Below are 25,108 nucleotides of genomic sequence, written 5' to 3'. Positions count from 1 at the left end.
ACGGGGTCCGGCCGCGGCGCGCGCGGCGGGAACCCGCCTGCCCCGGAGTCTTGACGCCCATTTTTCTCATACGTTAAATCTCGGCGTGAAGTAAGCGGACGGGGTGCGCGGCCGACGTCAGGCCGGCCGGAACCCCGGGCCCCGCCGTCCCCTCCGGAACCCACCAGACGGGTGTGCCCCATGACCAGAGCCACCGGACCGCGCCGCCTCGGCCTCGCCGCCGTCGCCGCCACCGCCCTCGTCGCGGCCCTGCTCGCGCCCACCGCGCAGGCCGCCGAGGCCACGGCCGAGACCACCGGCGGGACCACGGCCGAGGCCGCCGTCCCGCCCGGCGGCGGCAGCCTCGGCGAGCACGTCCTCGTCCTCGACCCGAGCATGCCCAAGGCCGAGATCCAGAGCCGGCTCGACACCATCGCCCGGGCCCAGACCGGCAACGAGTTCGGCGCCGAGCGCTACGCGATCCTGTTCGCACCCGGCACCTACGGCACCGCCGCCGACCCGCTCAACTTCTCGGTCGGCTTCTACGAGTCGGTGGCCGGCCTCGGCCGCAACCCCGGCGACGTGGTCCTCAACGGCTCCGTCGACGTCTACAACCAGTGCGTCGACGGCGACCAGGGCAAGTGCTACGCCACCACCAACTTCTGGCGCTCGCTCAGCAACCTGACCGTCAACGTCGCGGGCAAGAGCGGCTGCTACGCCAACACCGACTTCTGGGCGGTCTCCCAGGCCGCGCCGCTGCGCCGGGTCCAGGTCAACGGCAACCTGACCCTGATGGACTACTGCACCGGCTCGCCCGCCTGGGCCAGCGGCGGCTTCATCGCCGACTCGAAGTTCACCGGCGGCACCGTGATCAACGGCTCCCAGCAGCAGTTCTTCACCCGCAACAGCGACCTCGACGGCTGGACCAACGGCGTCTGGAACCAGGTGTTCTGCGGCACCGCCGGCGCCCCCGCGCAGTCCTTCTCCACCGACCCGGCCGCCGCGCCCTACACCACCCTCGACACCTGCCCCGCCACCCGCGAGGCCCCCTACCTGTACCGCGACCCGGCCGGGGCGTACCGGGTCGCCGTGCCCGCGCTGCGCCGCGACTCGGCGGGCACCGACTGGCAGAACGGCGCGGCGGACGGCGCCTCGCTCGGCCTGGACGGCTTCTACGTGGTCCGGCCCGGCGCGAGCGCCCGGCAGATCAACGCCGCGCTCCGCGGCGGCCGCAACCTGCTCTTCACCCCCGGCGTGTACGAGTTGACCGAGGCCCTGAAGGTCACCCGTCCCGGCACCAAGGTGCTCGGCCTCGGCTTCGCCACCCTGGTCCCCACCCGCGGCGACGCCGCGCTCCGGATCTCCGACGTGGACGGCGTCGACGTCTCCGGCCTGATCGTCGACGCCGGACCGGAGAACTCCCGGGTCCTGGTCCAGGTCGGCGAGCGCGGCAGCCACGACCGCCACACCCGGAACCCGATCGGCCTCTCCGACGTGTTCTTCCGGGTCGGCGGCGCCCGCGACGGCTACGCCACCACCGCGCTGGAGGTCAACAGCGACGACACCCTGATCGACGACGCCTGGATCTGGCGCGCCGACCACGGGGCCGGCGGCGGCAACTGGAACACCGCCCGCAGCGAGACCGGCCTGGTCGTCAACGGCGACCGGGTGGTGGCCACCGGCCTCGCCGTCGAACACTTCCAGAAGACCGAGACGGTCTGGAACGGCGAGGACGGCCGGGTGGTGTTCTTCCAGAACGAGAACCCGTACGAAGTCCCCAACCAGGCCGCCTGGATGGCCTCCCGGGCCCGGAAGGGCTACCCGGCGTTCGCCGTCGGCTCCCGGGTGAGGTCCTTCGAGGGCTGGGGCATGGGCAGTTACTCGTTCTTCAACCAGGGCGTCGACATCCACAACTCCACCGCCTTCGAGGCCCCCGACCGCCCCGGCGTCCGGCTGCACGACCTGCTGACCGTCTTCCTGAACGGCTCCGGCGGCATCGACTCCGTGGTCAACGGCACCGGACGGGCCGTCAATTCCGCTTTCGGCGGCCCCAGTAACGTCCTCTCGCAACCGTGACACCCTCTCACCGGCCCAAGCGCTGAGCCGTCCGGGCACCGGACGCGGCGGGCCGGGCGGCGGCGCTGTCAGGGAACTCCCAGACATGCCCCCGTTCGGCCCAGCCGCCCACTCCCAGGAATGCCGCCGTTCGGCCCAATGACGTGCTGGAACGTCTGACGGATGGTCAGGTGGAAGGACAGTCGACCCCGGCCGTCCCGGCCAGACACGAGGAGTCCGCCTTGTCCCGTCCCCGCACCGCGCGCCGTGCGCTGACCGTCTCCGCCACCCTGGTGGTCGCGGCGTGCACCCTGGCCGCCCCGGCCGCGTACTCGACCGACAGCCGCCCGACCACGCACGGCCGCGCCGCGGCCCAGACCCTCTCCGAGAACCGGCTGCCGTTCACCACCCGCTTCCAGGGCGACTTCCACGGCGGGATCACCCACATCAGCAACACGCTGATGACCTGCGACGAGACCCAGCCCCCCGTCGATCCGGCCCAAGCGCCCTGCGAACAGGCCCGCAACGGCGACGGCGCGCTGCCGATCAACAACAAGTACCAGATGAAGTACATCAACATCGAGGGCCCCGGGAAGGTCGGCCCGCTCGGCGACCCGATCTACTCCTCCAGCTCCGCCGACCTCCAGCTGCCCGAGGGCGCCACCGTCAAGTACGCCCGCCTCTACTGGGGCGGCACCCGCGGCATCGGCAGCACCGTGCTCCCCGAGAGCCAGATCGACGAGATCTACCTGAAGTTCCCCGGCGACGCGGACTACAGCAACATCGCCAACCAGCAGCCCTCGATCGGCTACATCACCACCGACGACGAGAGCAGCTACCAGGCCTCCTCCGACATCACCGAGATGGTCCGCAAGCACGGCTCCGGCACCTACACCGCCGCCGACATGGACTCCGTCGTCAAGCCGCACAGCTGGGGCGGCTGGACCATCGTCGTCGCCTACGAGAACGACTGCGACCCGCTGCGCCACCTGCACATCTGGGACGGCTTCCAGCCCGAACTGCCCAACAGCCCCGCCCTGTCCGGCACCCTGTCCGGCATCCGCACCCCCGCCAGCGGCCCCGTCACCGGCCACCTCGGCTGGGTCGTCTACGACGGCGACCACAAGTGGACCGGCGACACCATGGACCTGAAGTCCACCAACGGCCCGCTCACCCGCTTCACCGACGCCCTGCACCCCGCGAACGACGCCTTCACCTCCAACCTGGACAACGCCGACCCGGCCCAGCGCTTCCCGCGCAACCCCGCCTACCCCAACTCCTTCGGCTACGACGCCAACCGCTGGAACGTCTCCCCGTTCCTGCGCAACGGCGACACCGACGTGACCGTCACCGTCAACACCCAGGGCGACGGCTACAACCTCGGCGTCTTCTACGCCGACATCGACGTCGACCCGGCCTCGCTGCGCGCCGGCCACGCCGCGCCGCGCTCCACCTGGACCACCAACAAGTAGCGCCCCCGCAGGACCGGCCACGGTTCCGCCACCCCGCCCACGAGGCGCGGGCGGCGGAACCGTCCGGCGTCCGGGCACGTCCCTCCCCCCGAACGGATGATCATGCCGGGGCGGGGAGGAGGACGGATGACCGACGGAACGCCGGAGCACACCGCTGTGGAGGGCCGCCGCCCCCGGCTGCGGACGGCCGCCCTCGCCCTCTGCCTGCTCCTGCTGGCCGGGCCCGCCGCCCTCGCCGCCGCCCGGCTCCTCGGACTCGACGACGGCACCCGCTGGGCCCTGCCGATGTCCTTCCTCCCGCACGCGGCCCTGCTCACCGTGCTGCTGCTCGCCGCCCTCGCCGGGCTGCGCCGCTGGTGGGCCGTCGGCCTGGCCGCCGCCCTGGCCGTGCTGCAGCTGTGCTGGCTGCTGCCCCGGGCGCTCCCCGACGGGACGGACGTCCCCGCCGCCGCGCCCCGGCTCCGCGTCGCCACCAGCAACGCCTTCATGGGCGGCATCTCGCCCCGGGCCGTGGTCGACCTGGTGCGCGAACAGCGCGTCGACGTCCTCGCCATGGAAGAGCTCGGCGACTCCGCCGCCGACGCCCTCGACCGGGCCGGCCTGCGCGAACTGCTCCCGCACCGCGAGAAGCCCGAGCACGGCGACACCGTGATCTACACCCGACTGCCCGTCAGCTCCGGCCCCGACCCGGCCTGGCCCACGACCAACCTGGCCGTCGACGTCGGTGGCCGGTCCGTCCGGATCGTCGCCGTGCACACCTACTACCCGCTCGGCGACCCCCGCGCCTGGGCCGACGGCCTGCACCGGCTGCGCGCCGCCGCCCCCGGACGGACCCGCGACGCCGTCCTGCTCGGCGACTTCAACGCGACCCTCGACCACAAGCCGATGCGCGACCTGCTCGCCACCGGCCTCACCGACACCCATGACCAGCTCGGCGCCGGACTCTTCCCGACCTGGCCGCAGGACCACCCCGACTACGCCGCCCCGCCGCTGATCCAGATCGACCACGTGCTGCACGGCCCCGCGCTGACCGCCGTCTCCGTCGACGAGCACGCGATGGCCCGCAGCGACCACCGCGCCGTCGTCGCCGAACTCGCCGTCACCGGCTGAGGTCCGCGACGGCGACGCGGAGCGTCCGAACGGGCAGACTGAGCAGAACAGGAGGTGACCGTGCGAGAACTGGCCAAGGGTGCCAACCTGCCGATCGAGGCCGCCACCGTCCGGATCGACCTGAGCAGGCGCGCCGGGCCCGGCACGCCCGAGGTCGCCGTCACCGCGCTGCTGCTGCTCGGCAGCGGCCACGTCCGCGACCGGGGCGACCACGTCGGCGCGCACCTGCCCCGGCACTCCTCCGGCGCCGTCGCCCACCGGGGCCGCACCGGCACCGCCGACAGCCCCGTGGAACGGCTGGAGGTCGACCTCGGCGCCGTCGAACCCGCCGTCCGGCGCATCGTGTTCGTCGCGGCCACCGTCGGCGACGCCACCTTCGGGCAGGTCCCCGGCCTCACCCTGCTGCTCGGCGACGCGCGCACCGGCGCCCCGCTGGCCCGGTTCCCGATCGAGGCCGGGCGGGAGACCGCCCTGGTCTGCGGCGAGCTCTACCGCCGCGACGGCCACTGGAAGTTCCGCGCCGTCGGCCAGGGCTACGCCGACGGCCTCACCGGCCTCGCCGCCACCTACGGGCTCACCGCCCTCCCGCCCGCCGCCCGGCCGGCGCCGCCCGTCCCCCCGAGGCCCGCCGCGCCGCCCGTGCTGCCGCCCGCCGCGCCCGCCGCGCCCGCCGGGGCGTGGCCGACGGACCATCGGCACGGCCCCGCGGCCGGTACGGCTTCCGGGGCGGGGGAGGAGCAGTTGCCCGTCGACATGCGCAAGCGCCTCTCGCTGCGCAAGCAGCAGGTCGCCGTCAGCCTGCGCAAGCACGGCGCCCAGGACCTGACGGCGCGGGTGGTCCTGGTGCTGGACGCCTCCGGCTCGATGAGCACGCTGTACGCGCGCGGCGTGGTCGCCGACGTGGTCGAGCGGATGGCGGCCGTCGCCGCGCAGCTCGACGACGACGGCGAGATGCAGGCCTGGACCTTCGCCAGCAACCCGGCCCGGCTGCCCGACCTGCGCCTGCCCGAACTCCCGGACTGGCTCCGACTGCACGTCCGGGTCGGCGAGTTGAGCCTGTTCGGCCGCCGCCGCCCGCGCCCGCCGCAGCCCGACGGGCGGATCGACATGAAGGCCGTCGGCATCCAGAACGAGGAGCAGAAGGTCATCGCGGAGGTCCGCGAGTACGTCCGCCGCAACCCGGCCGCCGCCCCCACCCTGGTGCTGTTCTTCTCCGACGGCGGGGTCTACCGCAACGCCGAGATCGAGCGCGAGCTGCGCGCCGCCGTCGAGGAGCCCGTCTTCTGGCAGTTCGTCGGCCTCGGCCGGGCCGGCTACGGCGTCCTGGAACAGTTCGGCGAACTGCCCGGCCGCCGCGTCGACAACGTCGGCTTCTTCGCCGTCGACGACATCAGCACCCTCCCCGACCCCGAACTCTACGACCGGCTGCTCTCCGAGTTCCCCCACTGGGTCACCACCGCCCGCCGGGCCGGCATCCTGCCCTGACCCGGCGGCGGCAGGGTCAGCGGATGCCGCCCTCGGACAGGACGAGCTCCCGCTCGACGGCCGAGCCGTCGCCCGGGGCCGGGTGGGTGAGGCCGCTGGGGGCGAAGCCGATCCGGCGGTAGAACGCCTCGGCACGGGTGTTGTCCTGGTGGACGAAGAGCCGGACCCGGGAGACCGCGGGGTCCGCCAGGCCGTGCACGAACTCGACGGCGGCGGCGAACAGTTCGCGGGCCAGGCCGGTGCCGCGCTGCTCGGGGCGGACGAACACGCCGACCAGGTGCGCCTGGTCGACGTCGGTGGGCTCCCCGAGGACGTCGTTGCCGCCGGCCCGCTCGATCAGCACCGTCACCGAGCCGTCCCAGCCGCCGTCCGCCCGCTCGGCGACGAACTGCCGCGACACCACCTCGCCCCAGCCGCCCGCCGCGCGCTGCTGCCAGAACTCGTCCGGCCGGGCCAGCGCGGCCTCGTAGGTCTCCAGGAAGGCGATCCCGGCCAGCGGGTCCTGCAGCGCGTCCAGCCGCAGGGACTTCACGAGGGCCCAGTCCTCGGCGGCGACGGGGCGGATGATGTGCTTCATGCGCGCATCATCGCCGCAGGTCAGGCCCCACGGCAACCGGTTTTCCCCCGGCGGTCAGACCGCGTGCGGCGAGCACCGGGAGCAGCCCCTCGCCGACCCGGTACGCCTCCTCCAGGTGCGGCACCCCGGAGAGGACGAACTCGTCCACGCCCAGCCGGTGGTACTCCTCGATCCGGTCCGCCACCTCGGTGTGACTGCCCACCAGGGCGGTGCCCGCACCGCCCCGGACCAGGCCGAAGCCCGCCCACAGGTTGGGGTACACCTCCAACCGGTCGACCGCGCCGCCGTGCAGCGCGCGCATCCGCCGCTGCCCCTCCGACTCGCTGCGGGCCAGCGAGAGCTGGGTGTCCCGGATGCGCGCCGGGTCCATCCCGGCGAGCAGCCGGTCGGCCTCCGCCCAGGCCGCCGCCGAGGTGTCGCGGGTGATGGTGTGCAGGCGGACGCCGAACCGCGGGCGGCGGCCGTGCGCGGCGGCCAGCGCCCGGATCCGGCCGATCTTCTCCGCGACCTGCGCGGGCGGCTCCCCCCAGGTCAGGTACACGTCGGCGTGCCGGGCCGCGACCCGCTCCGCGGCCGGCGAGGAACCGCCGAAGTACACCGGCGGCGGCGGGTCCGGCAGCCGGGTCAGCTCCGCCCCCGCCACCCGCAGGTGCGCGCCTTCGTGGTCGACCCGCTCGCCCCGCCACAGCCGCCCCGTCACCGACAGGAACTCGTCGGCCCGCGCGTACCGGCCGTCCTTGTCCAGGAAGTCGCCGTACGCCCGCTGCTCCGCGGACTCCCCGCCGGTCACCACGTTCAGCGCCAGCCGGCCCCCGGACAGGTTCTGGTAGGTCGCCGCCATCTGCGCGGCCAGCGTCGGGCCGACCAGCCCCGGCCGGAACGCGACCAGGAAGGTCAGCCGCTCGGTCAGGCCGGTCAGCATCGCCGTGGTCAGCCAGGCGTCCTCGCACCACGGCCCGGTCGGCGTCAACGCCCCCGCGAAGCCCAGTTGTTCGGCCGCGCGGGCGATCTGCCCCAGGTAGCCCAGGGACGGCGGCCGGTCGCCGCCCGCCGCCCCCGGGACCGCGCCGTGCCCCCCGCCGACCACCAGGCGGCTGTCGCCGGTGGTCGGCAGGAACCAGTGCACCGTCAGTGCCACCGGCCCTCCTCGGCGGAGGGCAGGAAGCCGCCGTACCCGCCGTCGTGGTGCAGCAGCGGCGCACCGCCGGGCGTGTCCGCCGCCACCACCTCGCCCACCACCAGCAGGTGGTCGCCGACCGGGTGCAGGCCCACCCGACGGGCCGTCAGCCGGGCCGCCGCACCCGGCAGCAGCGGGGTGCCGTGCGGGCCGGTGCGCCAGTCGACGCCGGCGAACCGGTCCACGCCGCTGCGCGCGAACGCCGTCGCCAGCTCCTCCTGCTCGCGGCTCAGCACGTGCACGGTGAAGGCGTCGGCCGCGCGGACGGCCGGCGCGGTGGACGCGCCCGACGCCAGGTAGAAGGAGACCAGCGCGGGCTCCAGGCTCACCGAGGTGAACGAGGTCGCGGTGAACCCGGCCGGACCGGGCACGGTGATCACCACCACGCCCGCGGCGTGCCGCCGCAGCGTGCGGCGCAGCAGTTCGGCCGGCGTGGCGGTCGGCCGTTCGTCGACGGCGGTCATCGGGGGAGCCCTTCCTGACGGTGGATCGGATCTGCGGGGGCGGTTCCGGCCGGGGCTGGGCCGCGGTTCTCCCCGGGGCGGGTCGGCCGCGTGCCGGTACCCGGGGTGAGCGGGACGAGCAGGGGCGGCGCGGCGGAGCCGTCGTCGGGGGCGGCCCGCAACTGCTCCAGCCACTGCACCGTGCGGGCGGCGACGCTGCGGTGCGCGGCGTCGTTGAACACGTCGTGCCGGCCGTCGGCCACGGCGACCGCCGTCACGGCGGGCAGCCGCTCCGCGAGCGACCGGAGGGCGGACGCGGGGGCGACCTGATCGGCCAGGCCGTGGAAGGCCAGCACGGGGACGGTCGGCCGGGCCGCCGCGGCGGCCGCCGCGAGGTCGGCGGCCACCGGAGCGAGCAGCGCGCCGGGCCGGAACTCCGGGTCGGCGGCCAACAGCCCCCGGTGCACGGGGCACGCGGTGCGCGCCGAGAGCTCGTCCGCCGCCCACCCGACCGCCACCCCGCCCCCGGCCTCCTCCCGGGCCCGGCCGCGCGGCCCGACCGTGCCGGTCTTCCCGGCGTCGGGGCGGGCGGCTCCGCCGGGCAGGCCGGCGAGGAGGAGGGCGTCGGGGCGGGCGGCGGTGGCGGCGGCCAGGGCGAGCAGGGCGCCGGTGTCGGAGCCGGCCAGGACGACCGGGCCTCCGGCGGATTCCGTCCGGGCCGCGGCGACCAGCCCGGACACCGCCGGGACCGCCGGGGCCGGACGGCCCGTCAGGTCGGCCGCCACCAGCAGGCGGTAGCCGTCGAAGGCCAGCCGGCGTCCGAACCGGGCGTACACGCCGGGGTGCTCGCCGCGTCCGGGCAGCAGGACCACGGTGCCGCGGACGGCGGCGGGCGGGGCGGGTTCCCAGCGGTCGACCGCCACGGGGGCGGCGGTGACCGGGTCGGGGGCGAGCGCGGGCGCGCTCATCGGGTGCCCGCTGCGGCGAGCGGCTGCGCGGCGTCCCGGCGGGCGACCTCCTGGCGGAGCAGCGGCAGCAGTTCCCGGCCGTAGTCGACCGCGTCGTCCAGCGGGTCGTAGCCGCGGATCAGCACGGTGGTCACGCCGATGTCGACGTAGTCGAGCAGGGCCTGCGCCACGGTCTCCGGGGAGCCGACCAGCGCCGTCGAGTTGCCGGCCGCGCCGCTGGCCTTCGCGGTGGCCGTCCACAGCGCCCGGTCGTGCCGGTCGCCCTTCGCGGCGGCGGCCAGCAGCCGCTGCGAGCCGACGTTCGCCGGGACCGCGTCCGGACCGGTCGGCAGCGGCACCCGCCAGCCGCTGTACGCGTTGCCGCGCTCCCGGATCACGCCGAGGATCTGCTCGGCGCGCTCCCACGCCTCCGCGTCGGTGCGGCCCAGGATCGGCCGAAACGAGACGCTGAAGCCGGGTAGGGTGTCCCGTCCGGCGGCCCGGGCCGCCTCCCGGACCCGGGCGATCTGCTCGGCGGTCTCGGCGAGCGGCTCGCCCCACAGCGCGAAGGTGTCGGCGTGCTTGCCGCCGACCCGGTAGGCGGCCTCCGAGGAGCCGCCGAAGAACAGCGGGATGCGCGGCTGCTGGACCGGCCGCACCTCGGAGCGGAAGTCCTCCAGCCGGTAGTGGGTGCCGTCGTGGTCGAACGGCGCCTCCTCGGTCCACGCCTTCTTCAGGACCGTCAGGTAGTCGTCGGTGCGGGCGTAGCGCTCGTCCTTGGACAGGTAGTCGCCGTCGCGGCGCTGCTCGGCGTCGTGCCCGCCGGTGATGACGTGCACCGCGACCCGGCCGCCGGAGAACTGGTCGAGGGTGGCGAAGGTGCGGGCGGCGACGGTCGGGGCGAGGAAGCCCGGGCGGTGGGCGATCAGCAGGCCCAGGCGCTCGGTGTGGGCGGCGGCGAACGCCGCGACCTGGTTCGGGTCCGGGCTGGCCGAGGACTGGGCGATCAGGATGCGGTCGAAGCCGGCCTCCTCGTGGGCGCGGGCGAACCGCCGGGTGTAGTCGACGTCGACCACCGGGCCGGTGGCGGGCCGGGTCTCGGAGACGTCGTGAGTGGAGATCATGCCGATGATTTCGACGGGCACGGTGCGGTCCTCGTTTCGGGTCGGTACGGGGTCACGGGGTCGGGACGGGGTCACGGGGTCGGGACGGGGTCACGGGATCGGACGGGGGAGGGGGTTCAGCGGCGGCGGTCGAGGGCGGTGCGCCCGGCGGCCAGCAGCACCGCGTCGTCCTGCGGGGTGTGGACGCGGGCGCAGAGCACGTCGCGCAGGTGGCGCTCCAGCGGGTGACGGCGGGTCAGGCCGTGGTTGCCGACCAGGGCCACCGCCTGCTGGACGGCGTCGATCGCGGCCCGGGTGGCGAGCAGTTTCGCGCCGCCGGCCTGTTCGGCGGCCCCGGGCTCGCCCGCGTCGACGGCCGCGGCCAGGGCCGCGACCAGGCGGTGCGCCCCGGTCAGCGCGACCTCGATCTCGCCGACCGCGGACTGGAAGCGCGGCAGCGAGGCCAGCGGTGCGCCGAGCGCGGTCGGGGTGCGCTCGTGCAGGAATCCGAGCAGCCAGTCCCGGGCCGCGTCCGCGACGCCCAGGTACAGGGCGCCCAGGCCGAGGCCGTTCCAGGCGCCGGCGGTGTGGTCCCGGCCGCCGTCCGGGCCCGCCGGGGCCAGTCCGGCGACGTGGTCGCCCGGCACCGGCACGGCCGCGAGGCGCACGTCGTCGGAGCGGGAGGCGCGCAGGCCCAGGTGGTCCCAGACCGGTTCGACGGTGACGCCGGGGCTGCCCGCCCGGACCAGGAACGAGCCCACCCGGGGCCGGGGTTCGTCGGTGGCGGCCCAGACCAGCAGCCAGTCCAGCACGTACGCGCCGGTCGAGTAGGTCTTGCGGCCGGTCAGCTCCCAGCCGTCGCCGCGCCGCCGGGCGGTGGTGGCGGGCAGGCCGCCGCGCACCGGGCTGCCCAACTCCGGTTCCACCCGCAGGGAGTTGACCAGGACCGGGCGGCGGGCGGACGCGGCGAGCAGGTCCGCGAGCGGCCCGGCGGGCCAGTGCGGGGCGCGGGCCTCCGCGGCGTGCGTGAACAGCGTCATCGCGGTGATCAGCGCCACCGCCGGGTCGCCCGCGCCGAGGGCCCGCAGGATGCGCACGGTGTCGCCGAGACCGGCCTCCGGGCCGCCGTGCCGGGCCGCCACCGTCGCCGTCAACAGCCCCGCGCCGTGCAGGAGTTCGAAGTCGGCGAGCGGGAGTTCGGCGTCCCGGTCGTGGGCGGCGGCGCAGCCCGCCAGGGCGGCCGTCAGCTCCGGCAGTCGGTCGAGGGCGGGGGCCGGGAGGACGGGTGCGGCGGTGGTGGTCATCGGTCGGCCTCCGGGGTGGTGACGGGCAGGGTGATGGGGTGCTCGGGGTGCAGCGCGGGCGGGCATGGGCAACTCCCCCGGGGAGGAAGTGAACTGATGGACTGTCGGGCAAGGGGCGGGGCGTCCCGGCGGGGGCGCGGCGGTGTCAGGGTGTGGTGGGCGGACGCGTGGTGGCGGGCCACGGTCCGGCGGGAGGTGCGGGCCGCGCCGAGGGGCCGGGAGCACCGGGTGGCGGGGCGTCAGGCGGCGGTGGCGGGGAGCCGGTCGGGGGCGTGGTGGCAGGTGACGGTCCGGTGGTCGGGGAGGGTGCGTTCGGTCGGGCGGGGGGTGCAGGCGGTGTCGGCGAACGGGCAGCGGTGGGCGAACGCGCAGCCGGACGCGGTCGGCGGGGCGGTGGCGGGGGTGCGCAGCAGGGCCAGTTCGGCCCGCCGGGCCGGGCCGCCGCCGGGGGCGGACGCGGCCAGCAGCGCCGTGTACGGGTGCAGCGGGCGGCGCAGCACGTCGGCCGGGCCGCTCTCCACGATCCGGCCCCGGTACAGCACGGCCAGCCGGTCGGCGACGCCCGCGAGCGAGTCCAGGTCGTGCGAGATCAGCACCACCGCCAGGCCCAGGTCGCGGCGCAGCCCGTCCAGCAGGCCGAGCACGTGGTTGCGGTTGGAGGCGTCCAGTGCGGACACCGGCTCGTCGGCGAGCAGCAGGCGCGGCCGGGTGACGATCGCCCGGGCCAGCGCGACGCGCTGGCGCTGCCCGCCGGAGAGCTGTCCCGGCCGCCGGTCGGCCGTCCCGGCGGCCAGGCCGACCTGGTCGAGGGCCTCCAGCACCCGGCGGCGGCGCTCCTCGACGGGCACGCCCGCCACCGCGAGCGGCTGCCCGACCGAGCGGAGCACCGTCAGGTCCGGGTCCAGCGAGCGCAGCGGGTCCTGGAACATGTACTGCACGGCGCCCTCCCGGCGGGCCTGCCGCAGTGCCCGCCCGCGCAGCGCGGTCCGGTCCGCGCCCGCCACGGTGATCCGCCCCGCCGTGACGGGCGCCAGGCCCACCACCGCCCGCGCCAGCGTGGTCTTGCCGGAGCCGGTCTCGCCGATCACCCCGAGGATCTCCCCGGCCCGGACCCGCAGGTCGATCCCGTCCAGCACGGGCGCGCCCCGGCCGAACGCGACCCGCAGGCCCTCGACGGCGAGCAGCGGTCCGGCGGCGGTGCCGGCCGGGGTGTCGGCGGTCATGCGGTCACCTCCTGATGCTTCGTCATGTCACTTTCCGAAAGGACGAGTTCGTCGGAACGGCGGCAGCGGACGGTGCGCCCGTCCGGGCGGGACGTCAGCGCCACCGGGGCGAGCGAGCACGCCTCCACGGCGTAGCCGCAGCGCGGCGCGAACCGGCAGCCGGGCAGGTCCGCGCCGGGGGAGGGCGGTCGGCCCGGGATCACCGGGAACCGGCCGGAGCCCCCGCCGACCAGCCCGGCGACCGTCAGCAGCGCCTCGGTGTACGGGTGGGCGGGCGCGGCGACCACCTCGGCGGTCGGGCCGTCCTCGACCACCTCGCCGGCGTAGAACACCAGCAGCCGGTCGGTGGCCTCGGCGACCACCGCCAGGTCGTGGCTGACCAGCAGCAGGCCCAGTCCGCGCTCCGCGCGCAGCCGCGCCAGCAGGTCGAGGACCTCGGCCTGCACCACGGTGTCGAGCGCGGTGGTGGCCTCGTCGGCGACCAGCAGCTCCGGGTCTCCGGAGACCGCGACCGCGATCAGGACCCGCTGCAGCATGCCGCCGGACAGCTCGTGCGGGTACCGGTCGTACACCGCCTCCGGGTCGCGCAGGCCCACCGAGTCGAACAGCTCGACGGCCCGGCGGCGCGCCGCCGACCGGGACAGCCCGTCCCGCACCCGCAGCGGCTCGGCGAGCTGCCGGCCCACCGTCAGCGCGGGGTTGAGGTACGAGCCCGGGTCCTGGAAGACCGCGCCCAGGCGACTGCCCCGCACCCGCTGCCAGCCGCGGGCGTCCAGGCCGCGCAGGTCCGTCCCGCCGAGCGCCAGCGCGTCGGCGTCGGCGGCGACACCGGGCGCGGGCAGGCCGAGCACCGCCCGGCAGGTCAGCGTCTTGCCGCTGCCGGACTCGCCGACCAGCCCGACCGCCTGCCCGGCGGCCACCGCGAAGGACACCTCGTGCACCGCCTCGGCCCGCCCGTCGCCGACCGTCACCCGCAGGTTCCGCACCTCCAGCGCGGGCGGCGCGGACACGGCAGTACTCATCGGACCACTCCTTCGGGACACGGGGACGGCGGTAGGGGCAGGGACGGCGGTAGGGCCACGGGCGGGCTCGGGCCGGGGCCCGGCGGGGCGGGGCGCGGCGTCAGGCGCGGACGCGGTCGTCGGTGCGGGCATCGGCGTCCTCCCCCGTGGCGGCCGGGCGGGGCCGCGGCGCGGCGGACGGCGTCCCGGACGGCTCGACGGCCGACCGCTCGGCGGCGGGCTGCTCGGCGGGTCTCTCGACGGGCTCCTCCGCGGCGTCCTCCGCGGGCTCCGCCGCCGGGCGGCGCGCCGGGTCGTCCTCGCGCAGCGCGTCGGCCAGCAGGTTGAGCGCGCCGACGGTCAGCACGATCAGCACGGCGGGCAGCGCCGGGGCCCACGGCTGCTGGGCGAGGAAGCCCAGGTCGCTGGCGAGCATGCCGCCCCAGGTCGGCGCGGGCGGCTGCACCCCGATGCCGAGGAAGGTCAGCGAAGCCACCGTCAGCAGGCCGGTGGCCAGCGCGTGCGCGGTCGTCACCGCCACCGTCGGAAGCACCTTGCGCCACACGTGGGTGCGCAGCACCGTCCACCGGCCCGCGCCCATCAGCTCGGCCGCCTCCACGTACTGGGCCCGGTCCAGCCCGAGCGCCGCGGCCCGCGACACCCGGAAGAACAGCGGGGCGAGCAGCACGCCCAGCGCCAGCATCGCCTGGTGCAGGCCGTTGCCGAGGACGCCGACCGCCGCGATCGCGAACAGCGTGAACGGCAGCGTCATCAGGGCGTCCACCGCGCGCAGCGACACCCAGGCCAGCGGGGCCGCGAACCGCACCGAGGCCAGCCCCGGCAGCACGCCCAGCAGCAGGGCGGCGCCGACCGCCTCGACCGCCGCCGCCACCGACAGGCCGGTGCCCGCGAGCAGTCGGCTCAGCACGTCCCGCCCGAGGTAGTCGGTGCCCAACAGGTGCGCGGCGGAAGGGCCTTGGAGCAGGTGCGCGGTGTCCTGGGCGAGCGGGTCCAGCGGGGCGAGCCGGCCGCCGAACACCGCCAGCAGCGCGACCGCGCCGAGCACCGCCAGCGAGGCCCGCACCACCGGGCGGCGCCACGCCCCGGACCGGCCGGCGCTCACCGGGCACCCGCCGGGCGCCGCCGGGCGGCCGGGGCGAGCGCCAGCAGCCCCGCGTCCACCGCCAGGTTCGCGACCAGCACCACGGCGACCGTCACCAGCAGCGTCCCCTGGATCACCGGCACGTCGTGCTGCTCGGCGGCGCGCAGCGACAGTTGGGCGATCCCCGGCAGGTTGAAGATCCGCTCGGTGACGACCGCGCCGCCGATCAGCATCGGCACGCTCATGCCGAGCACCGTCACCGCCGGGCCCGCCGCGTTGCGCAGCACGTGCCCGAACAGCACCCGGCGGCGCGACAGTCCGCGCACCGCCGCGCCGGTCGCCCAGTTCTCCCGCAGCGCGCCGACCAGCGAGGTGCGCAACTGGCGGGCGATGCCCGCCGCCGCGTCCAGGCTCAGCGCCAGCGCGGGCAGCAGCGCGAACCGCAGCCACTGGGCCGGGTCCTGGTCGAGCGGCACGTAGCCGCCCGAGGGCAGCAGCCGCAGCTGCACCGACACCAGCGTGATCAGCCCGATCGCGACCACGAAGGCGGGCAGCGTGCCGAGCAGCGTGCACACCGCGGTGACCGCCCGGTCCAGCCGCCCGCCCGGGCGCAGCGCCGCCGCGATGCCCGCCGCCGCACCCAGCAGCACGGCGAGCAGCAGCGCCAGCCCGGCGATCGACAGGTCCACCGGCAGGGCCTGCGCGATCGAGTCGCCGACCGGCAGGGTGGTGAACCAGGACCGCCCCAGGTCGCCCTGCGCGGCGTGCCCCAGCCAGCTCCCGAACTGCGCCCACAGCGGCCGGTCCAGGCCGAACTCGTGGTCCAGCCGGGCGATGTCGGCCGGTGTCGCGGTCTCGCCGAGCACGGCCGCCGCCGGGTTGGCGTCGGAGACCGCGCCGAGCGCGAAGGTCAGCACCGAGGACAGCAGGAACACCGTCGCCGCCGAGGCCGCCACCCGCCCGAGCGGGCGCGGCGCGCGGGCCGCCCGCCGCACCGCCCACCCCGCGAAGCGGACCGGAGCACCGGCGGGGCCGACCGGAGCACCGGCGGGGCGGACCGCTGCCCCTGGGGACGCCGCGGTGCCGCTCACGAGACGCTCACCCCCTCGAAGCGCTGCACCACCGTGAACGCCGGGATCGCCGACACCGACTTCCGCCGGGCCAGCAGCCGCGGCACGCTGTACAGGAACACGTTCGGCATGGTCCGCACCGCCAGCGCGGTCGCCGCCTGCAGCGCCTTCGGGTAGTCCGGCGAGTCCAGCGGGGTGCGCGACACCTGCTGCACGGCGGCCAGCAGCTCCGGCGGGGTGCTGCGGCCCGGGTTCATCAACCCCTGCTCCCCGAACAGGACCTGGAACGCCTGCGCGGCCGAGTCGCGGCCCGCGAACTGGTCGGTGAACAGCGCCTTGGAGTGCTGCACGTAGACGATCTGGGTGGCCTGCGCGGCCGGGACCACCTCGATGGCGGCCTTGATGCCGACCTGCTTGAGCTGCGCCTGCAACTGCTCCGGCAGGCCCTGCGCGGCCGTCGTGGTCAGGGTCAGCTCGACGCCGTCCGGATGCCCGGCCTTCGCCAGCAGCGCCCGCGCCTTGTCCGGGTCGTAGCGGAACAGGTCCGCCGAGCCCGGGTCGTAGCCGACGTAACCCTTCGGGAACGGCTGGTAGTTGGCCTCGCCGTGGCCGAACAGCTGGGTCTTCACCAGCGCCTCGCGGTCGATCGCGTACTTCAGCGCCTGCACCACGTCCGGGTTGTCGAACGGGGCCTTGGCGGTGTTGACGTCCAGCACCGCCACCACCAGCGACGGGATCTCCTGCACCTCCAGCCCGGCCGCCTTCGCCGCCTCCACCTGGCTGCCCGGGATCTGCGCCACGTCGAACTGCCCGGACTGCAGGCCGCCGACCACGGTGGCGGCGTCCGGCAGCGGGTGGACCTCGAAGTTCTCCAGCTCGATCGACCCGGCGTCCCAGTAGTGCGGGTTGCGCTTGAGCACCGCCTTGGCGTTCTGGGTGTACGACACCAGGCTGAACGGGCCGGCCCCGGCGGGCTTCGAGGCCAGCGCGGCGGCGTCCGTGGCGAACGCCCGCGGATTGACCACCAGTCCGGTCTTGCCGGCCAGCAGGTTCGGCAACTGGTAGTCCGGGCCGGTGAGTTCGATCACCACCGTGGCGGCGTCCGGGGCCGTCACCTGCTTGACCTGGGTGAGCTGCGGGGCCACCAGCGACTTCGGGTCGGTGCGGCCCCGGTCCAGGCTCTGCTTCACCGCGTCGGCGTCCAGCGGCGAGCCGTCCTCGAAGACCAGGCCCGGGCGCAGCGTGAACGTCAGCTTCGTGCCGTCGGCGTTGTACGTCCAGGCGCTGGCCAGCGCCGGTACCGCCTTCCCCGACTCGTCCAGCTTCGTCAGACCGGCGTAGACCAGGGACAGCACGTGCACGTCCCAGCCGGCCGAGGAGAACACCGGGTCCCACGAAGTGGGCAGCGCCCAGCCCCACTTGAGGGTTCCGTTGCGGCCGCCCGCCGGGCCGGAGCCGGCGGTGGTGACGGTGGCGCCGCCGCAGGCGGCGAGGGCCAGGGCGGCGCCGGCGCCGAGGCCGAGCCCGAGGAAGGAGCGTCTGGCGAGGGACGGGAGGCCCGGGGCGGGCCGGGCGTCGGAGGAGGGCAGGTCGGAGCTGGTCATGGGCGTGCGTCACCTTTCGTGGCGCGGCGGATGCCCGCCCGGACCGGTGCCGTCACCGGCCGCCGCGGTGCGGCGGGCAGCGGGGACGGGCGGCGGGCGGGGCACGGCGGCGCGACAGGACACCGGGAAGGGAGGAAGGGCGGCAGCGGCCGGAACCCGCCCGGTCACGGGCGCGGCGATGCCTGGGGGAGGGGGCCCGGAACGGCGGCGCGGGCCGCTCGTCGGGCGCGGACGGGGCCGCGCTCCGGGAATCGCGGGCGGTCGTGCCGCCGGCGGAGAAGGGCACTCAGAGACAGAGGTCGCTGCTGGTGCGCCGGAAGTCCACGTAGCGGCACACCACGTTGGGGTGCGTCGAAAGCATGCCGTCATCCTGTCGGGCGGCGGGGCCCGGTGTCAATGGACACCAAAAGGTGTCTCATTCGACGGGCGGGGGTCGAAGGCCCGCCGGAGGCGTGCGCGGACCGTCAACGGGACTGCGGTGGAACGGAACTGACGGAAGGTCGGGTCGGGGCGGGGCCCGACGGCGGCCGGGCCGAATCGGTCCGGTGCGTGTGCGGACGGCGTCCGGTCCGCGGACTTCGGGGCCGGTCGCGTGCCCGTCCGCAGGCTCGGCCGGGGCTCGGCCGGGGCCCGGCCGGTGGCTCAGGGCCGGTCGGTCGGCGGGTCCGGGAGGACGGCGCGGGCCGCCGCCAGGTAGTCCTCCGGCGGGTGCCACCCCGGCACCACCCGGCACCCCGCCGGGCTGCGGAACAGCACCGTCGGCAGCGCGTACCGGTGGCCGTCGGCGGTCTCCTTCGCCCCGCCCGGGTGCGGGCCCGGTCCGGTCAGGCCCACCACCTCCGGGCGCGGTCGCCTGGTCTCGGCCCGGTCCCGGGACACCCTGGCCCGCACCTCGGGCGAGGCCGCGTCCCGGGTCAGCCGGGCCGCGTCCAGGTCCGGAACCCCGCGGACGGCGACCGCGATCCGCTCCGGGGTGTCCGCGGGCTCGCCGTGGAGGAACATCGACTCCCGCAGCCGCCGCAGCACCCGCTCGGCGACCGCCGGGCCCTGCCGCTCCGCGGCGGCGGCGGCCAGCGAGGCCGGCCAACTGCTCGCCGCGACCCACCGCAGCTCCGCCGGGCGGGGCGCGCCCGTGTGCCCGGAGACCCGCGCCACGAACTCCGCGTACCAGGCGGCCTCCGCCGCCGGGTCGGGCGCCGGCTCCTCGTCCTCGTCGAACAGGATGCCGAACACCCGACGGTGCGTCACCGACCCGGCCAGGGACTCGCGCAGCCGCCGCAGCGTCGGCTCCGAGCCCCAGGCCCACGGACAGAACGGGTCGGTGAACTCGACCATCTCCGCCCCGGACGCCCCGGACGCCCCGGCCTCGGAAGCCCCGGCCCCGGGGGCCGCCCGGCCGCCGGACGTCACACGGCCCCCGCGACCGCGCGGGCCGCCGGTCGGCGCGAGTGCCGCACCAGCGCCTCCACCGTGGTGCGCCCCAGCACCTCGCCGGCCCGCTCCTCGACCTCCCGCCAGATCCCGGGCAGCGCATCGGCCGGTCCGGGGTAGGCCAGTCCCGACAGCGGCTCCCCCCGCAGGGTGATCAACTCGCCGTCCACCGCGCGCACCACGTCCAGCAGGGTGATCTCGGCGGCCGGCCGGCCCAGCCAGTAGCCGCCCTCGCAGCCGCGCTGGCTGCGCACCAGCCCGGCCCGGCGGAGATCGCCGACCACCGACTTGAGGAACCGGAACGGGATCTCCTGGGAGGAGGCGATCGCCTCGCAGGTGAGCGGACGCCCCGTGTCGCAGGCGAGCTCCACCAGCGCGCGGGCGGCGTAGTCCGCCTTCGCGGAAATATGCATACCCCCGAGTATCCACCGGCTCCGGCCCGCATCAAGTACCACCCCGGGCCGCGTCGTTGGGCCCCGGTCGGAAAAGACACCTCTTGACATCCTTTTCCGGCCGCGCCTAGCGTTCCCCCGACCGGGCACCCGGCGGAAGCCGTCCGGCCCCGGCGCCGAGCCATCCCCCCTGCCCGCGGCGCGCCGACCCGCGCGCCCGGACCGGACCGACCACGACCGGGAGCGCCCATGTCCGCCGAACAGCACCGTCCGCCCGTTCCGGAGACCTCCGGGGACGGACGGACCTGTGCGGGCGAGGGCTTCCACCCCCACCTGGGCGCGTCCGCCGCCGACGGCGGACCGCTGCGCGAACGCCTCCACCACGTCCGGGCCGACGCCCTCGACGGCGACACCGCGCAGAGCGGCGGCATGCGCAGGTTCGCCGCGATCAGCGGCCGCACCGTCGGCTCCGAGAAGCTCTGGATGGGCCAGACCCACGTCGCCCCCGCCACCGCCTCCTCCGACCACCACCACGGCGAGTCCGAGACCGCGATCCACGTCGTCAGCGGCCACCCCGAGTTCGTCTTCCTCGACCGCTCCACCGAGCCCGCCACCGAGGTCCGCCTCCGCACCGGGCCCGGCGACTACGTCTTCGTCCCGCCCTACGTCCCGCACCGCGAGGAGAACCCCGACCCCGAGCGCGAGGCCGTCGTGGTGATCGCCCGCAGCACCCAGGAAGCCGTCGTGGTCAACCTGCCGAGCCTGCACGGCGAGCACCCGCCCGCCCGCTGACCGCCGGGGGTGCCGCAGGCCGGTCAGGAGGGCTCCGGAACGACCTCGACGCCCGCGGCGAGCATGGCGGCGACGACCCGGCGGGCCACCGTCTCGTGGCAGATCAGCAGGGTGCTCCCGGTGCCGTCCTTGCGGCGGGGCAGGTGGCCGCCGCCGGACTCCAGGAGCTCCCAGTGGTCACGCCCGGTGGTCCACAGCGGCTCCAACTCGGCCAGGGCGCGGGCGACTTCGGCCTCCTCGGCGGCGGCCCGGGCCCGGCGGCCGACCGGGGGTGCGGCGTGCAGGGTGACGCCCGTCGGGTGGCCCGGGCCGTCGGCGGGGCGCAGCTCAAGACCCGGGCGCGGGCCGAGCGCGGCCCGCACCTCGGCGGCCGGGTACCCGAACAGGTCGATGCCGTCCAGTACGACGGGCGTCCCGCCGGGGGCGTCCCCCGAGCCCTCGTCGCGGGTCAACACCACGGAGCACAGCCGCAGTTCGCCGTCGGTGTGCGCGGTCAGCACCACCTCGCCCCAGCGGGCCCGCAACGCCGACCGGCCCGCCCCGAGCGCCCCCAGCACGGCCGCGGCCGCCACCGGGTCGGACCCGAAGCGGAGGACGCCCGCGCCACCGGGGAGAACGACTCCGACGCCGGTCAGCAGCTCGAACACCCACCGATCGTCCCGCACCGGGCGGGCGTCGGGCAAGCCGCGACCGGCGCCCGCCCAACGCCCTTACCGGTCGGCCGGGTTGCTCGGTGGTCCGGGGAGCCGGCTGTCGCTGCGCGCCCCGGGCCGGGCGGGCCGCGGTTCACCTCCGCCGGGCACCTTTCCCGCCCGGAGGGCAGCCGGCCGGTGGGGTGCCGTTCCCCGCGGTGCCGTTCCCCGCGGTGCCTGGCGGGTCGCTCAGGCGGCCGGGAGCCAGACCACCGCCGTGCCGGCCTGCGACTCGCCGAAGCTCCAGCCCGCCACCAGGGTGCAGCCGGCCGTGTCGAGCAGGTCGGACCAGAGCCAGGGCGCGCTGCCGGAGTAGTGGCCGCCCTCGCTGCGGGCGTCCTTCCGGTCGAGCGAGAGCATCCGCAGGTGGTCGCGCAGGCCCGGGTGGGGGAGGGCGGCGAGGCGCTCCTCCCACGGGTCGGCGGCGGTGCGGGCGTGGCGCAGGTCGCCGGGGGAGACCAGGTGGTCGGGGCCGCGCTCGGTGAAGGTGGCGGCGCGCATCGCGTCGTGCAGGGTGCCGTCGGTGGCGACCCGCAGCAGCACGGTCAGCCAGGTGTTCAGCTTCCCGGCCGCGTCACCGCCCAGGTCGACCCCGTGCCGGGCCAGCAGCGGCCCCAGGTCGGCGCCGGACAGCAGCAGTCCGCCGTCCTCGTCGGCGGTGGCGAGGATGCGCAGCTCGGCGGTGAACCCCGCCCCGAACGGGCTGTCCCCCTTGTGGCCGTCGGGGCCCCACGCGCCGGTGCGGTCCACCAGGTCCGGGTCGAAGCGGAACAGCGAACCGGCCAGGTCGAACCGCCAGGTCCAGGGCGAGAAGGGGTACGGCCCGTCGGTGTCGGGCAGCAGCCGGGGCGCCGGGTCCGACAGGGCGTCGGGCGTCGTCCAGTCGTTGGGGAACAGGAACTCGTCGAGCGTCTCGGAGGCGTGGTACACCCCGTAGCGGGCCCCGGCCGCCGCGGCCCGCTCCGCCTCCCGCCCCGCCAGCAGGACCGCGAAGGCCCGCCCCAACTCGGCCTCCCAGCCGCCCGGTTCGGCGTTCTGCTCGGTCTCGGACATCACGATGGGCACTCCTCGGAATCTCCTGGCTCCCCCGCCACCGGCCACCCGGCGCGCCACACCGTACCGGCCCCCGCCGACGGCGGCCCCGCCCGGCCCCGTCGACCTGCTCCGGCCCGCCGAGGACGCCGAGTCGCGCCAGGGTCGGGGCGACGCCGCGCCGGGACGGCTCCGGTACGGTGGGTCGCCATGATCGAACCCGAGATCGAGGTCACCGAGGAACTGGTCAGGAGTCTGCTGCGGGAGCAGCATCCGGACCTGGCGGGCCTGTCCGTGCGCGAGGTGGCGGGCGGTTGGGGCAATCAGATGTGGCGGCTGGGCGAGGAGTTGGCCGTCCGGGTGCAGCGGATGGACAGCGGGCCGGGGTCGCAGCTCAAGGAGCGCCGGTGGCTGCCGGTGCTGGCGCCGCGACTGCCGCTGCCCGTTCCCGTGCCGGTGCGGGAGGGCGTGCCGTCGGAGCGCTTCCCCAGGATGTGGACGGTGATGACCTGGGTCGGGGGCACGCCGCTGGAGCACGGCGCGATCACCCGGTGCGGGCCCGCGGCCGACGCGCTGGCGGACTTCCTGGCGGCGCTGCACACCGAGGCGCCCGCCGACGCGCCGGACGCCCCGGACCGCGGCGGCCACCCCGGGCAGTACACCGACGGCTTCGAGCACTTCCTGCGGGGCGCCGAACTCCCGCCCGGCGTCGAGGCGGACCTCCGGGCCGTGTGGGCGGACGCGGTCGCGGCCCCCGCCTGGGCGGGCCCGCGGCTGTGGGTGCACGGCGACCTGCACCCGGCGAACGTCGTCGTCACGGACGGCACCCTGGCGGGCGTCGTCGACTTCGGCGACCTCTTCGCGGGCGACCCGGCCTGGGACCTCGCGGCGGCCTGGCTGCTGCTCCCCGAGGGCGGCGCGGCCCGGTTCTTCGAGCGCTACGCGCGGGCGGACGGGGCGGCGGTCCGGCGGGCCCGCGGGCTGGCCGCGCTGAAGGGCCTGTTCCTGGTCGTGATGGGCCTGAACGGCGACCGCGGCCTGCCCGGCGGCAAGGCGCACTGGGGCCCGGCGGGCCGGTCGGCGCTGGAGCGCGTCCGGCGCGAGCCGCCCGGGCCGTCCTGAGCCGCCCGAACCACTCGGGGCGCCCGAACCGCCCGGGGCGCGTGTCGCGGTCCGCGCTCCCGGAAGTCCGGCCGGTGCGGGTTCCTGACGGGTTGTGAGGTCGTACACGGGTATGTGAACGTTCGGTGTGCACGGTCGGGCGGCGGCCGGGGGACGGCAGGGGGGCGGTACGCGTGAGGGTGAAGGCGGCGCGGGGGCTGGCGGTGCTGGTGGCGCTGGGCTCGCTGGGGGCGGCCGGGCCGGCGGGGGCGGCGGGGGCGGCCACCGCGGCGGCGGGGGCGGCGTGCACGGTCGACGCCGGGGTGCAGACCTGCGCCTTCGACTGGACGGGCGGCCCGCAGCTGTGGAAGGTCCCGCCGGGGGTGACCACGGCCACCGTGACGGCGTACGGCGCGTACGGCGGCGGGCAGTCCCCGGTGCTGGGGCGGCTGGGCGGGGCGGGCGGCCGGGAGACGGCGGTGCTGTCGGGCCTGACGCAGGGCCGGCTGCTGCAGGTGAACGTGGGCGGCGCGGGCGTCGACCACACGCCCGGGCCGCTGGGCTGGGGCCCGAGCGCGGGCGGCTGGAACGGCGGCGGCACGGGCGCCTCCGGCGGCGGCGGGGCCTCGGACGTGCGGGCCGCCGACAGCGCCGGGCAGTACCCCGTGCAGAGCCGCCTGGTGGTGGCCGGCGGCGGTGGCGGCAACGGCCGCAGCACGGCGGCGGACGGCACGCCGACGGCCGGCCCGGGCGGCGGCGCGACCGGCGCCCCGTCGCAGGACGCCGGGCACGGGACCTCCGGCGGCACCCAGACCGCGGGCGGCGGCAACGCGGCCGGCGGCATGGCGAACCTGGCCGTGATGGGCGGCACTCCCGACACCTGCCACGACGGCCGGTTCGGCGAGGGCGCATCCTGCTCCTTCCAGTCCCCGTACGGGGTGCAGGTGACGGCCGGCGGCGGCGGGGGCGGCGGCTGGTACGGCGGCGGCGAGGGCCCGCTCGACCCCTACGGCCAGGTGCCGGACGCGGGCGGCGGCGGCAGCAGCCACGCCGGCTCGCAGAACGGCGTGACGGCGGTCGAGACGGGCAGCGCGACGGGCGGCACCTTCGCGGCCCCGGCGGGCGCGGGCGGCAACGGCCGGGTGCTGGTCTCGTACCCGCTGCCGAACTACAACGGCGCGAACTTCACCGTCCAGGCGGGCAGTTGGACGCTGCCCTCCGGGCTGAGCACCAGCGTGGGCAGCGGCGGTACGGCGTACATCCTCACCATGCAGGGCGACGGGAACCTGCTGGTGACCTCGCCGGGCACGACGGGCGCGCTCTGGGCCACCGGCACCTGGAACAGCCCGGGCGCCGCCGCCCGGTTCGCGGCCGACGGCAGCCTCCAGGTGATGGCCCCCGACGGCACGGTGGTGTGGCGCTCGGCCACGGCCGGCGGCGCGGGCTCGACGCTGACCTTCGGCGGCGACGGGGCGCTGCGGATCGCCGACGCGGCGCACGCGGTGCGCTGGTTCACCTCGCTCACCGGGGAGTTCCACACCCTGGCGCTGGCGCCGGGCACCGCGCTCTCGGTCGGCTCCGACCACCAGTTGGTGATGCAGCTGGACGGCAACCTGGTCTGGTACGGCCCCGGCCGCCACCCGCTCTGGGCCTCGGACACCTGGGGCAACGACGGCAAGGGCTACCACTTCGTGCTCGCCCCCGGCGGCGCCCTGACGGTCCGGGACGCCGCCGAGACGGTCGTCCGGTCGTTCGGCCCGGCCTCCGGCGGCTGGTGGCTGGAGGTCCAGGGCGACGGCAACCTGGTGGTGGTGGACACCGCGCACACCCCGATCTGGGCGACGGGAACCTCCGGCTGACGGTCCGTCGTCCCGCAGGGCGCCCTGCGTGGGGCGCCCCGCGCGGAGGAACGGCGCGGAGGAACGGCTACGAACCGGTCACGGTCCGTTCAGTTAATAGAACTGTTTGTATGTTCACCGTCAGGATTCTGGTCGGCTACCCCTCAGCTACCCCGAC

22 protein-coding genes are annotated in these 25,108 nt (G+C 76.4%); 7 read left to right on the top strand and 15 right to left on the bottom strand.

Annotated elements, in window-relative coordinates; translation table 11 throughout:
• Positions 1 to 180: 180 nt before the first annotated feature.
• The 4 genes from ACIQBJ_RS02275 (at position 181) to ACIQBJ_RS02260 (ending at position 6,101) form a co-directional block, all read left to right on the top strand.
• Positions 181 to 2,055: a hypothetical protein gene (locus tag ACIQBJ_RS02275; RefSeq protein ID WP_400702021.1), complete on the top strand. Its 1,875-nt coding sequence runs from the start codon at positions 181 to 183 to the stop codon at positions 2,053 to 2,055.
• 221 nt (positions 2,056 to 2,276) lie between these two features.
• Positions 2,277 to 3,506, top strand: a complete 1,230-nt coding sequence (locus ACIQBJ_RS02270; protein WP_400702018.1) for a hypothetical protein — start codon at positions 2,277 to 2,279, stop codon at positions 3,504 to 3,506.
• A 126-nt stretch (positions 3,507 to 3,632) separates the two neighbouring features.
• Positions 3,633 to 4,616: an endonuclease/exonuclease/phosphatase family protein gene (locus ACIQBJ_RS02265; RefSeq protein ID WP_400702015.1), complete on the top strand. Its 984-nt coding sequence runs from the start codon at positions 3,633 to 3,635 to the stop codon at positions 4,614 to 4,616.
• 54 nt (positions 4,617 to 4,670) lie between these two features.
• Positions 4,671 to 6,101 (top strand): VWA domain-containing protein, encoded by a 1,431-nt coding sequence (locus ACIQBJ_RS02260; RefSeq protein ID WP_400702012.1) that lies wholly within the window; start codon positions 4,671 to 4,673, stop codon positions 6,099 to 6,101.
• Positions 6,102 to 6,117: 16 nt separating this feature from the next.
• On the opposite strand, the gene ACIQBJ_RS02255 is transcribed toward ACIQBJ_RS02260, so the two are convergent.
• From ACIQBJ_RS02255 to ACIQBJ_RS02195, 13 genes are all read right to left on the bottom strand, one after another.
• Positions 6,118 to 6,678 carry a GNAT family N-acetyltransferase gene (locus ACIQBJ_RS02255; protein WP_400702009.1) on the bottom strand — a complete coding sequence of 187 codons (561 nt, stop codon included), beginning with the start codon at positions 6,676 to 6,678 and terminating at the stop codon, positions 6,118 to 6,120.
• 7 nt (positions 6,679 to 6,685) lie between these two features.
• Positions 6,686 to 7,816: an LLM class flavin-dependent oxidoreductase gene (locus ACIQBJ_RS02250; protein ID WP_400702006.1), complete on the bottom strand. Its 1,131-nt coding sequence runs from the start codon at positions 7,814 to 7,816 to the stop codon at positions 6,686 to 6,688.
• Positions 7,807 to 8,319 carry a flavin reductase family protein gene (locus ACIQBJ_RS02245; RefSeq protein WP_400702003.1) on the bottom strand — a complete coding sequence of 171 codons (513 nt, stop codon included), beginning with the start codon at positions 8,317 to 8,319 and terminating at the stop codon, positions 7,807 to 7,809. Before ACIQBJ_RS02245 ends, ACIQBJ_RS02250 begins: the two co-directional genes overlap by 10 nt.
• Entirely contained in the window at positions 8,316 to 9,266 is a 951-nt protein-coding gene (locus ACIQBJ_RS02240) for an alpha/beta hydrolase (protein ID WP_400702000.1), read from the bottom strand. The genes ACIQBJ_RS02245 and ACIQBJ_RS02240 overlap by 4 nt, the downstream gene beginning before the upstream one ends.
• Positions 9,263 to 10,390: an LLM class flavin-dependent oxidoreductase gene (locus tag ACIQBJ_RS02235; protein ID WP_400701997.1), complete on the bottom strand. Its 1,128-nt coding sequence runs from the start codon at positions 10,388 to 10,390 to the stop codon at positions 9,263 to 9,265. Before ACIQBJ_RS02235 ends, ACIQBJ_RS02240 begins: the two co-directional genes overlap by 4 nt.
• 95 nt (positions 10,391 to 10,485) lie before the next feature.
• Positions 10,486 to 11,652 carry an acyl-CoA dehydrogenase family protein gene (locus ACIQBJ_RS02230; RefSeq protein WP_400701994.1) on the bottom strand — a complete coding sequence of 389 codons (1,167 nt, stop codon included), beginning with the start codon at positions 11,650 to 11,652 and terminating at the stop codon, positions 10,486 to 10,488.
• 239 nt (positions 11,653 to 11,891) lie between these two features.
• Positions 11,892 to 12,875 (bottom strand): ABC transporter ATP-binding protein, encoded by a 984-nt coding sequence (locus tag ACIQBJ_RS02225; protein WP_400701991.1) that lies wholly within the window; start codon positions 12,873 to 12,875, stop codon positions 11,892 to 11,894.
• Complete coding sequence (locus tag ACIQBJ_RS02220; RefSeq protein WP_400701988.1) at positions 12,872 to 13,897, bottom strand: ABC transporter ATP-binding protein; 1,026 nt, start codon at positions 13,895 to 13,897, stop codon at positions 12,872 to 12,874. Before ACIQBJ_RS02220 ends, ACIQBJ_RS02225 begins: the two co-directional genes overlap by 4 nt.
• A gap of 100 nt (positions 13,898 to 13,997) precedes the next feature.
• Complete coding sequence (locus ACIQBJ_RS02215; protein ID WP_400701985.1) at positions 13,998 to 14,999, bottom strand: ABC transporter permease; 1,002 nt, start codon at positions 14,997 to 14,999, stop codon at positions 13,998 to 14,000.
• Positions 14,996 to 16,069, bottom strand: coding sequence for an ABC transporter permease (locus ACIQBJ_RS02210; protein WP_400701982.1), 1,074 nt, complete (start codon positions 16,067 to 16,069; stop codon positions 14,996 to 14,998). The genes ACIQBJ_RS02215 and ACIQBJ_RS02210 overlap by 4 nt, the downstream gene beginning before the upstream one ends.
• Entirely contained in the window at positions 16,066 to 17,652 is a 1,587-nt protein-coding gene (locus ACIQBJ_RS02205; protein WP_400701979.1) for an ABC transporter substrate-binding protein, read from the bottom strand. The genes ACIQBJ_RS02210 and ACIQBJ_RS02205 overlap by 4 nt, the downstream gene beginning before the upstream one ends.
• A gap of 642 nt (positions 17,653 to 18,294) precedes the next feature.
• The gene (locus ACIQBJ_RS02200; RefSeq protein ID WP_400701976.1) at positions 18,295 to 18,987 is read right to left on the bottom strand and encodes a DsbA family protein; all 693 of its coding nucleotides are present in this window, start codon (positions 18,985 to 18,987) and stop codon (positions 18,295 to 18,297) included.
• Positions 18,988 to 19,058: 71 nt separating this feature from the next.
• Positions 19,059 to 19,496 (bottom strand): RrF2 family transcriptional regulator, encoded by a 438-nt coding sequence (locus tag ACIQBJ_RS02195; RefSeq protein WP_400701973.1) that lies wholly within the window; start codon positions 19,494 to 19,496, stop codon positions 19,059 to 19,061.
• A gap of 228 nt (positions 19,497 to 19,724) precedes the next feature.
• Here ACIQBJ_RS02195 and ACIQBJ_RS02190 point away from each other — a divergent pair, with 228 nt between their 5' ends.
• Positions 19,725 to 20,267, top strand: a complete 543-nt coding sequence (locus tag ACIQBJ_RS02190; protein ID WP_400701970.1) for a cupin domain-containing protein — start codon at positions 19,725 to 19,727, stop codon at positions 20,265 to 20,267.
• Positions 20,268 to 20,290: 23 nt separating this feature from the next.
• Here ACIQBJ_RS02190 and ACIQBJ_RS02185 read toward each other — a convergent pair whose 3' ends face one another.
• Both ACIQBJ_RS02185 and ACIQBJ_RS02180 read right to left on the bottom strand, forming a co-directional pair.
• Positions 20,291 to 20,914 carry a hypothetical protein gene (locus ACIQBJ_RS02185; RefSeq protein ID WP_400701967.1) on the bottom strand — a complete coding sequence of 208 codons (624 nt, stop codon included), beginning with the start codon at positions 20,912 to 20,914 and terminating at the stop codon, positions 20,291 to 20,293.
• Positions 20,915 to 21,148: 234 nt separating this feature from the next.
• On the bottom strand, positions 21,149 to 22,012 hold the full coding sequence (locus tag ACIQBJ_RS02180; protein ID WP_400701964.1) for a hypothetical protein: 864 nt from the start codon (positions 22,010 to 22,012) through the stop codon (positions 21,149 to 21,151).
• A gap of 189 nt (positions 22,013 to 22,201) precedes the next feature.
• Between ACIQBJ_RS02180 and ACIQBJ_RS02175 the strand changes: the two genes are divergently transcribed.
• On the top strand, positions 22,202 to 23,113 hold the full coding sequence (locus ACIQBJ_RS02175) for a phosphotransferase (RefSeq protein ID WP_400701961.1): 912 nt from the start codon (positions 22,202 to 22,204) through the stop codon (positions 23,111 to 23,113).
• 173 nt (positions 23,114 to 23,286) lie between these two features.
• The gene (locus tag ACIQBJ_RS02170) at positions 23,287 to 24,951 is read left to right on the top strand and encodes a hypothetical protein (RefSeq protein WP_400701958.1); all 1,665 of its coding nucleotides are present in this window, start codon (positions 23,287 to 23,289) and stop codon (positions 24,949 to 24,951) included.
• The last annotated feature ends 157 nt before the right edge of the window (positions 24,952 to 25,108 follow it).

The sequence above is a fragment of the Kitasatospora sp. NPDC088391 genome (assembly GCF_044753345.1).
GTDB lineage: Bacteria > Actinomycetota > Actinomycetes > Streptomycetales > Streptomycetaceae > Kitasatospora.
The sequence above is the reverse complement of the archived record's forward strand: the minus strand, read 5'-3'. Positions and strand labels throughout refer to the sequence as shown.

Bases quoted from the DNA above. Each gene is read 5' to 3' on its own strand.
- ACIQBJ_RS02275 (WP_400702021.1), top strand. From the start codon at position 181: ATGACCAGAGCCACCGGACCGCGCCGCCTCGGCCTCGCCGCCGTCGCC.
- ACIQBJ_RS02265 (WP_400702015.1), top strand. From the start codon at position 3,633: ATGACCGACGGAACGCCGGAGCACACCGCTGTGGAGGGCCGCCGCCCC.
- ACIQBJ_RS02255 (WP_400702009.1), bottom strand. From the start codon at position 6,678: ATGAAGCACATCATCCGCCCCGTCGCCGCCGAGGACTGGGCCCTCGTG.
- ACIQBJ_RS02245 (WP_400702003.1), bottom strand. From the start codon at position 8,319: ATGACCGCCGTCGACGAACGGCCGACCGCCACGCCGGCCGAACTGCTG.
- ACIQBJ_RS02240 (WP_400702000.1), bottom strand. From the start codon at position 9,266: ATGAGCGCGCCCGCGCTCGCCCCCGACCCGGTCACCGCCGCCCCCGTG.
- ACIQBJ_RS02230 (WP_400701994.1), bottom strand. From the start codon at position 11,652: ATGACCACCACCGCCGCACCCGTCCTCCCGGCCCCCGCCCTCGACCGA.
- ACIQBJ_RS02225 (WP_400701991.1), bottom strand. From the start codon at position 12,875: ATGACCGCCGACACCCCGGCCGGCACCGCCGCCGGACCGCTGCTCGCC.
- ACIQBJ_RS02220 (WP_400701988.1), bottom strand. From the start codon at position 13,897: ATGAGTACTGCCGTGTCCGCGCCGCCCGCGCTGGAGGTGCGGAACCTG.
- ACIQBJ_RS02205 (WP_400701979.1), bottom strand. From the start codon at position 17,652: ATGACCAGCTCCGACCTGCCCTCCTCCGACGCCCGGCCCGCCCCGGGC.
- ACIQBJ_RS02200 (WP_400701976.1), bottom strand. From the start codon at position 18,987: ATGGTCGAGTTCACCGACCCGTTCTGTCCGTGGGCCTGGGGCTCGGAG.
- ACIQBJ_RS02195 (WP_400701973.1), bottom strand. From the start codon at position 19,496: ATGCATATTTCCGCGAAGGCGGACTACGCCGCCCGCGCGCTGGTGGAG.
- ACIQBJ_RS02190 (WP_400701970.1), top strand. From the start codon at position 19,725: ATGTCCGCCGAACAGCACCGTCCGCCCGTTCCGGAGACCTCCGGGGAC.
- ACIQBJ_RS02180 (WP_400701964.1), bottom strand. From the start codon at position 22,012: ATGTCCGAGACCGAGCAGAACGCCGAACCGGGCGGCTGGGAGGCCGAG.
- ACIQBJ_RS02175 (WP_400701961.1), top strand. From the start codon at position 22,202: ATGATCGAACCCGAGATCGAGGTCACCGAGGAACTGGTCAGGAGTCTG.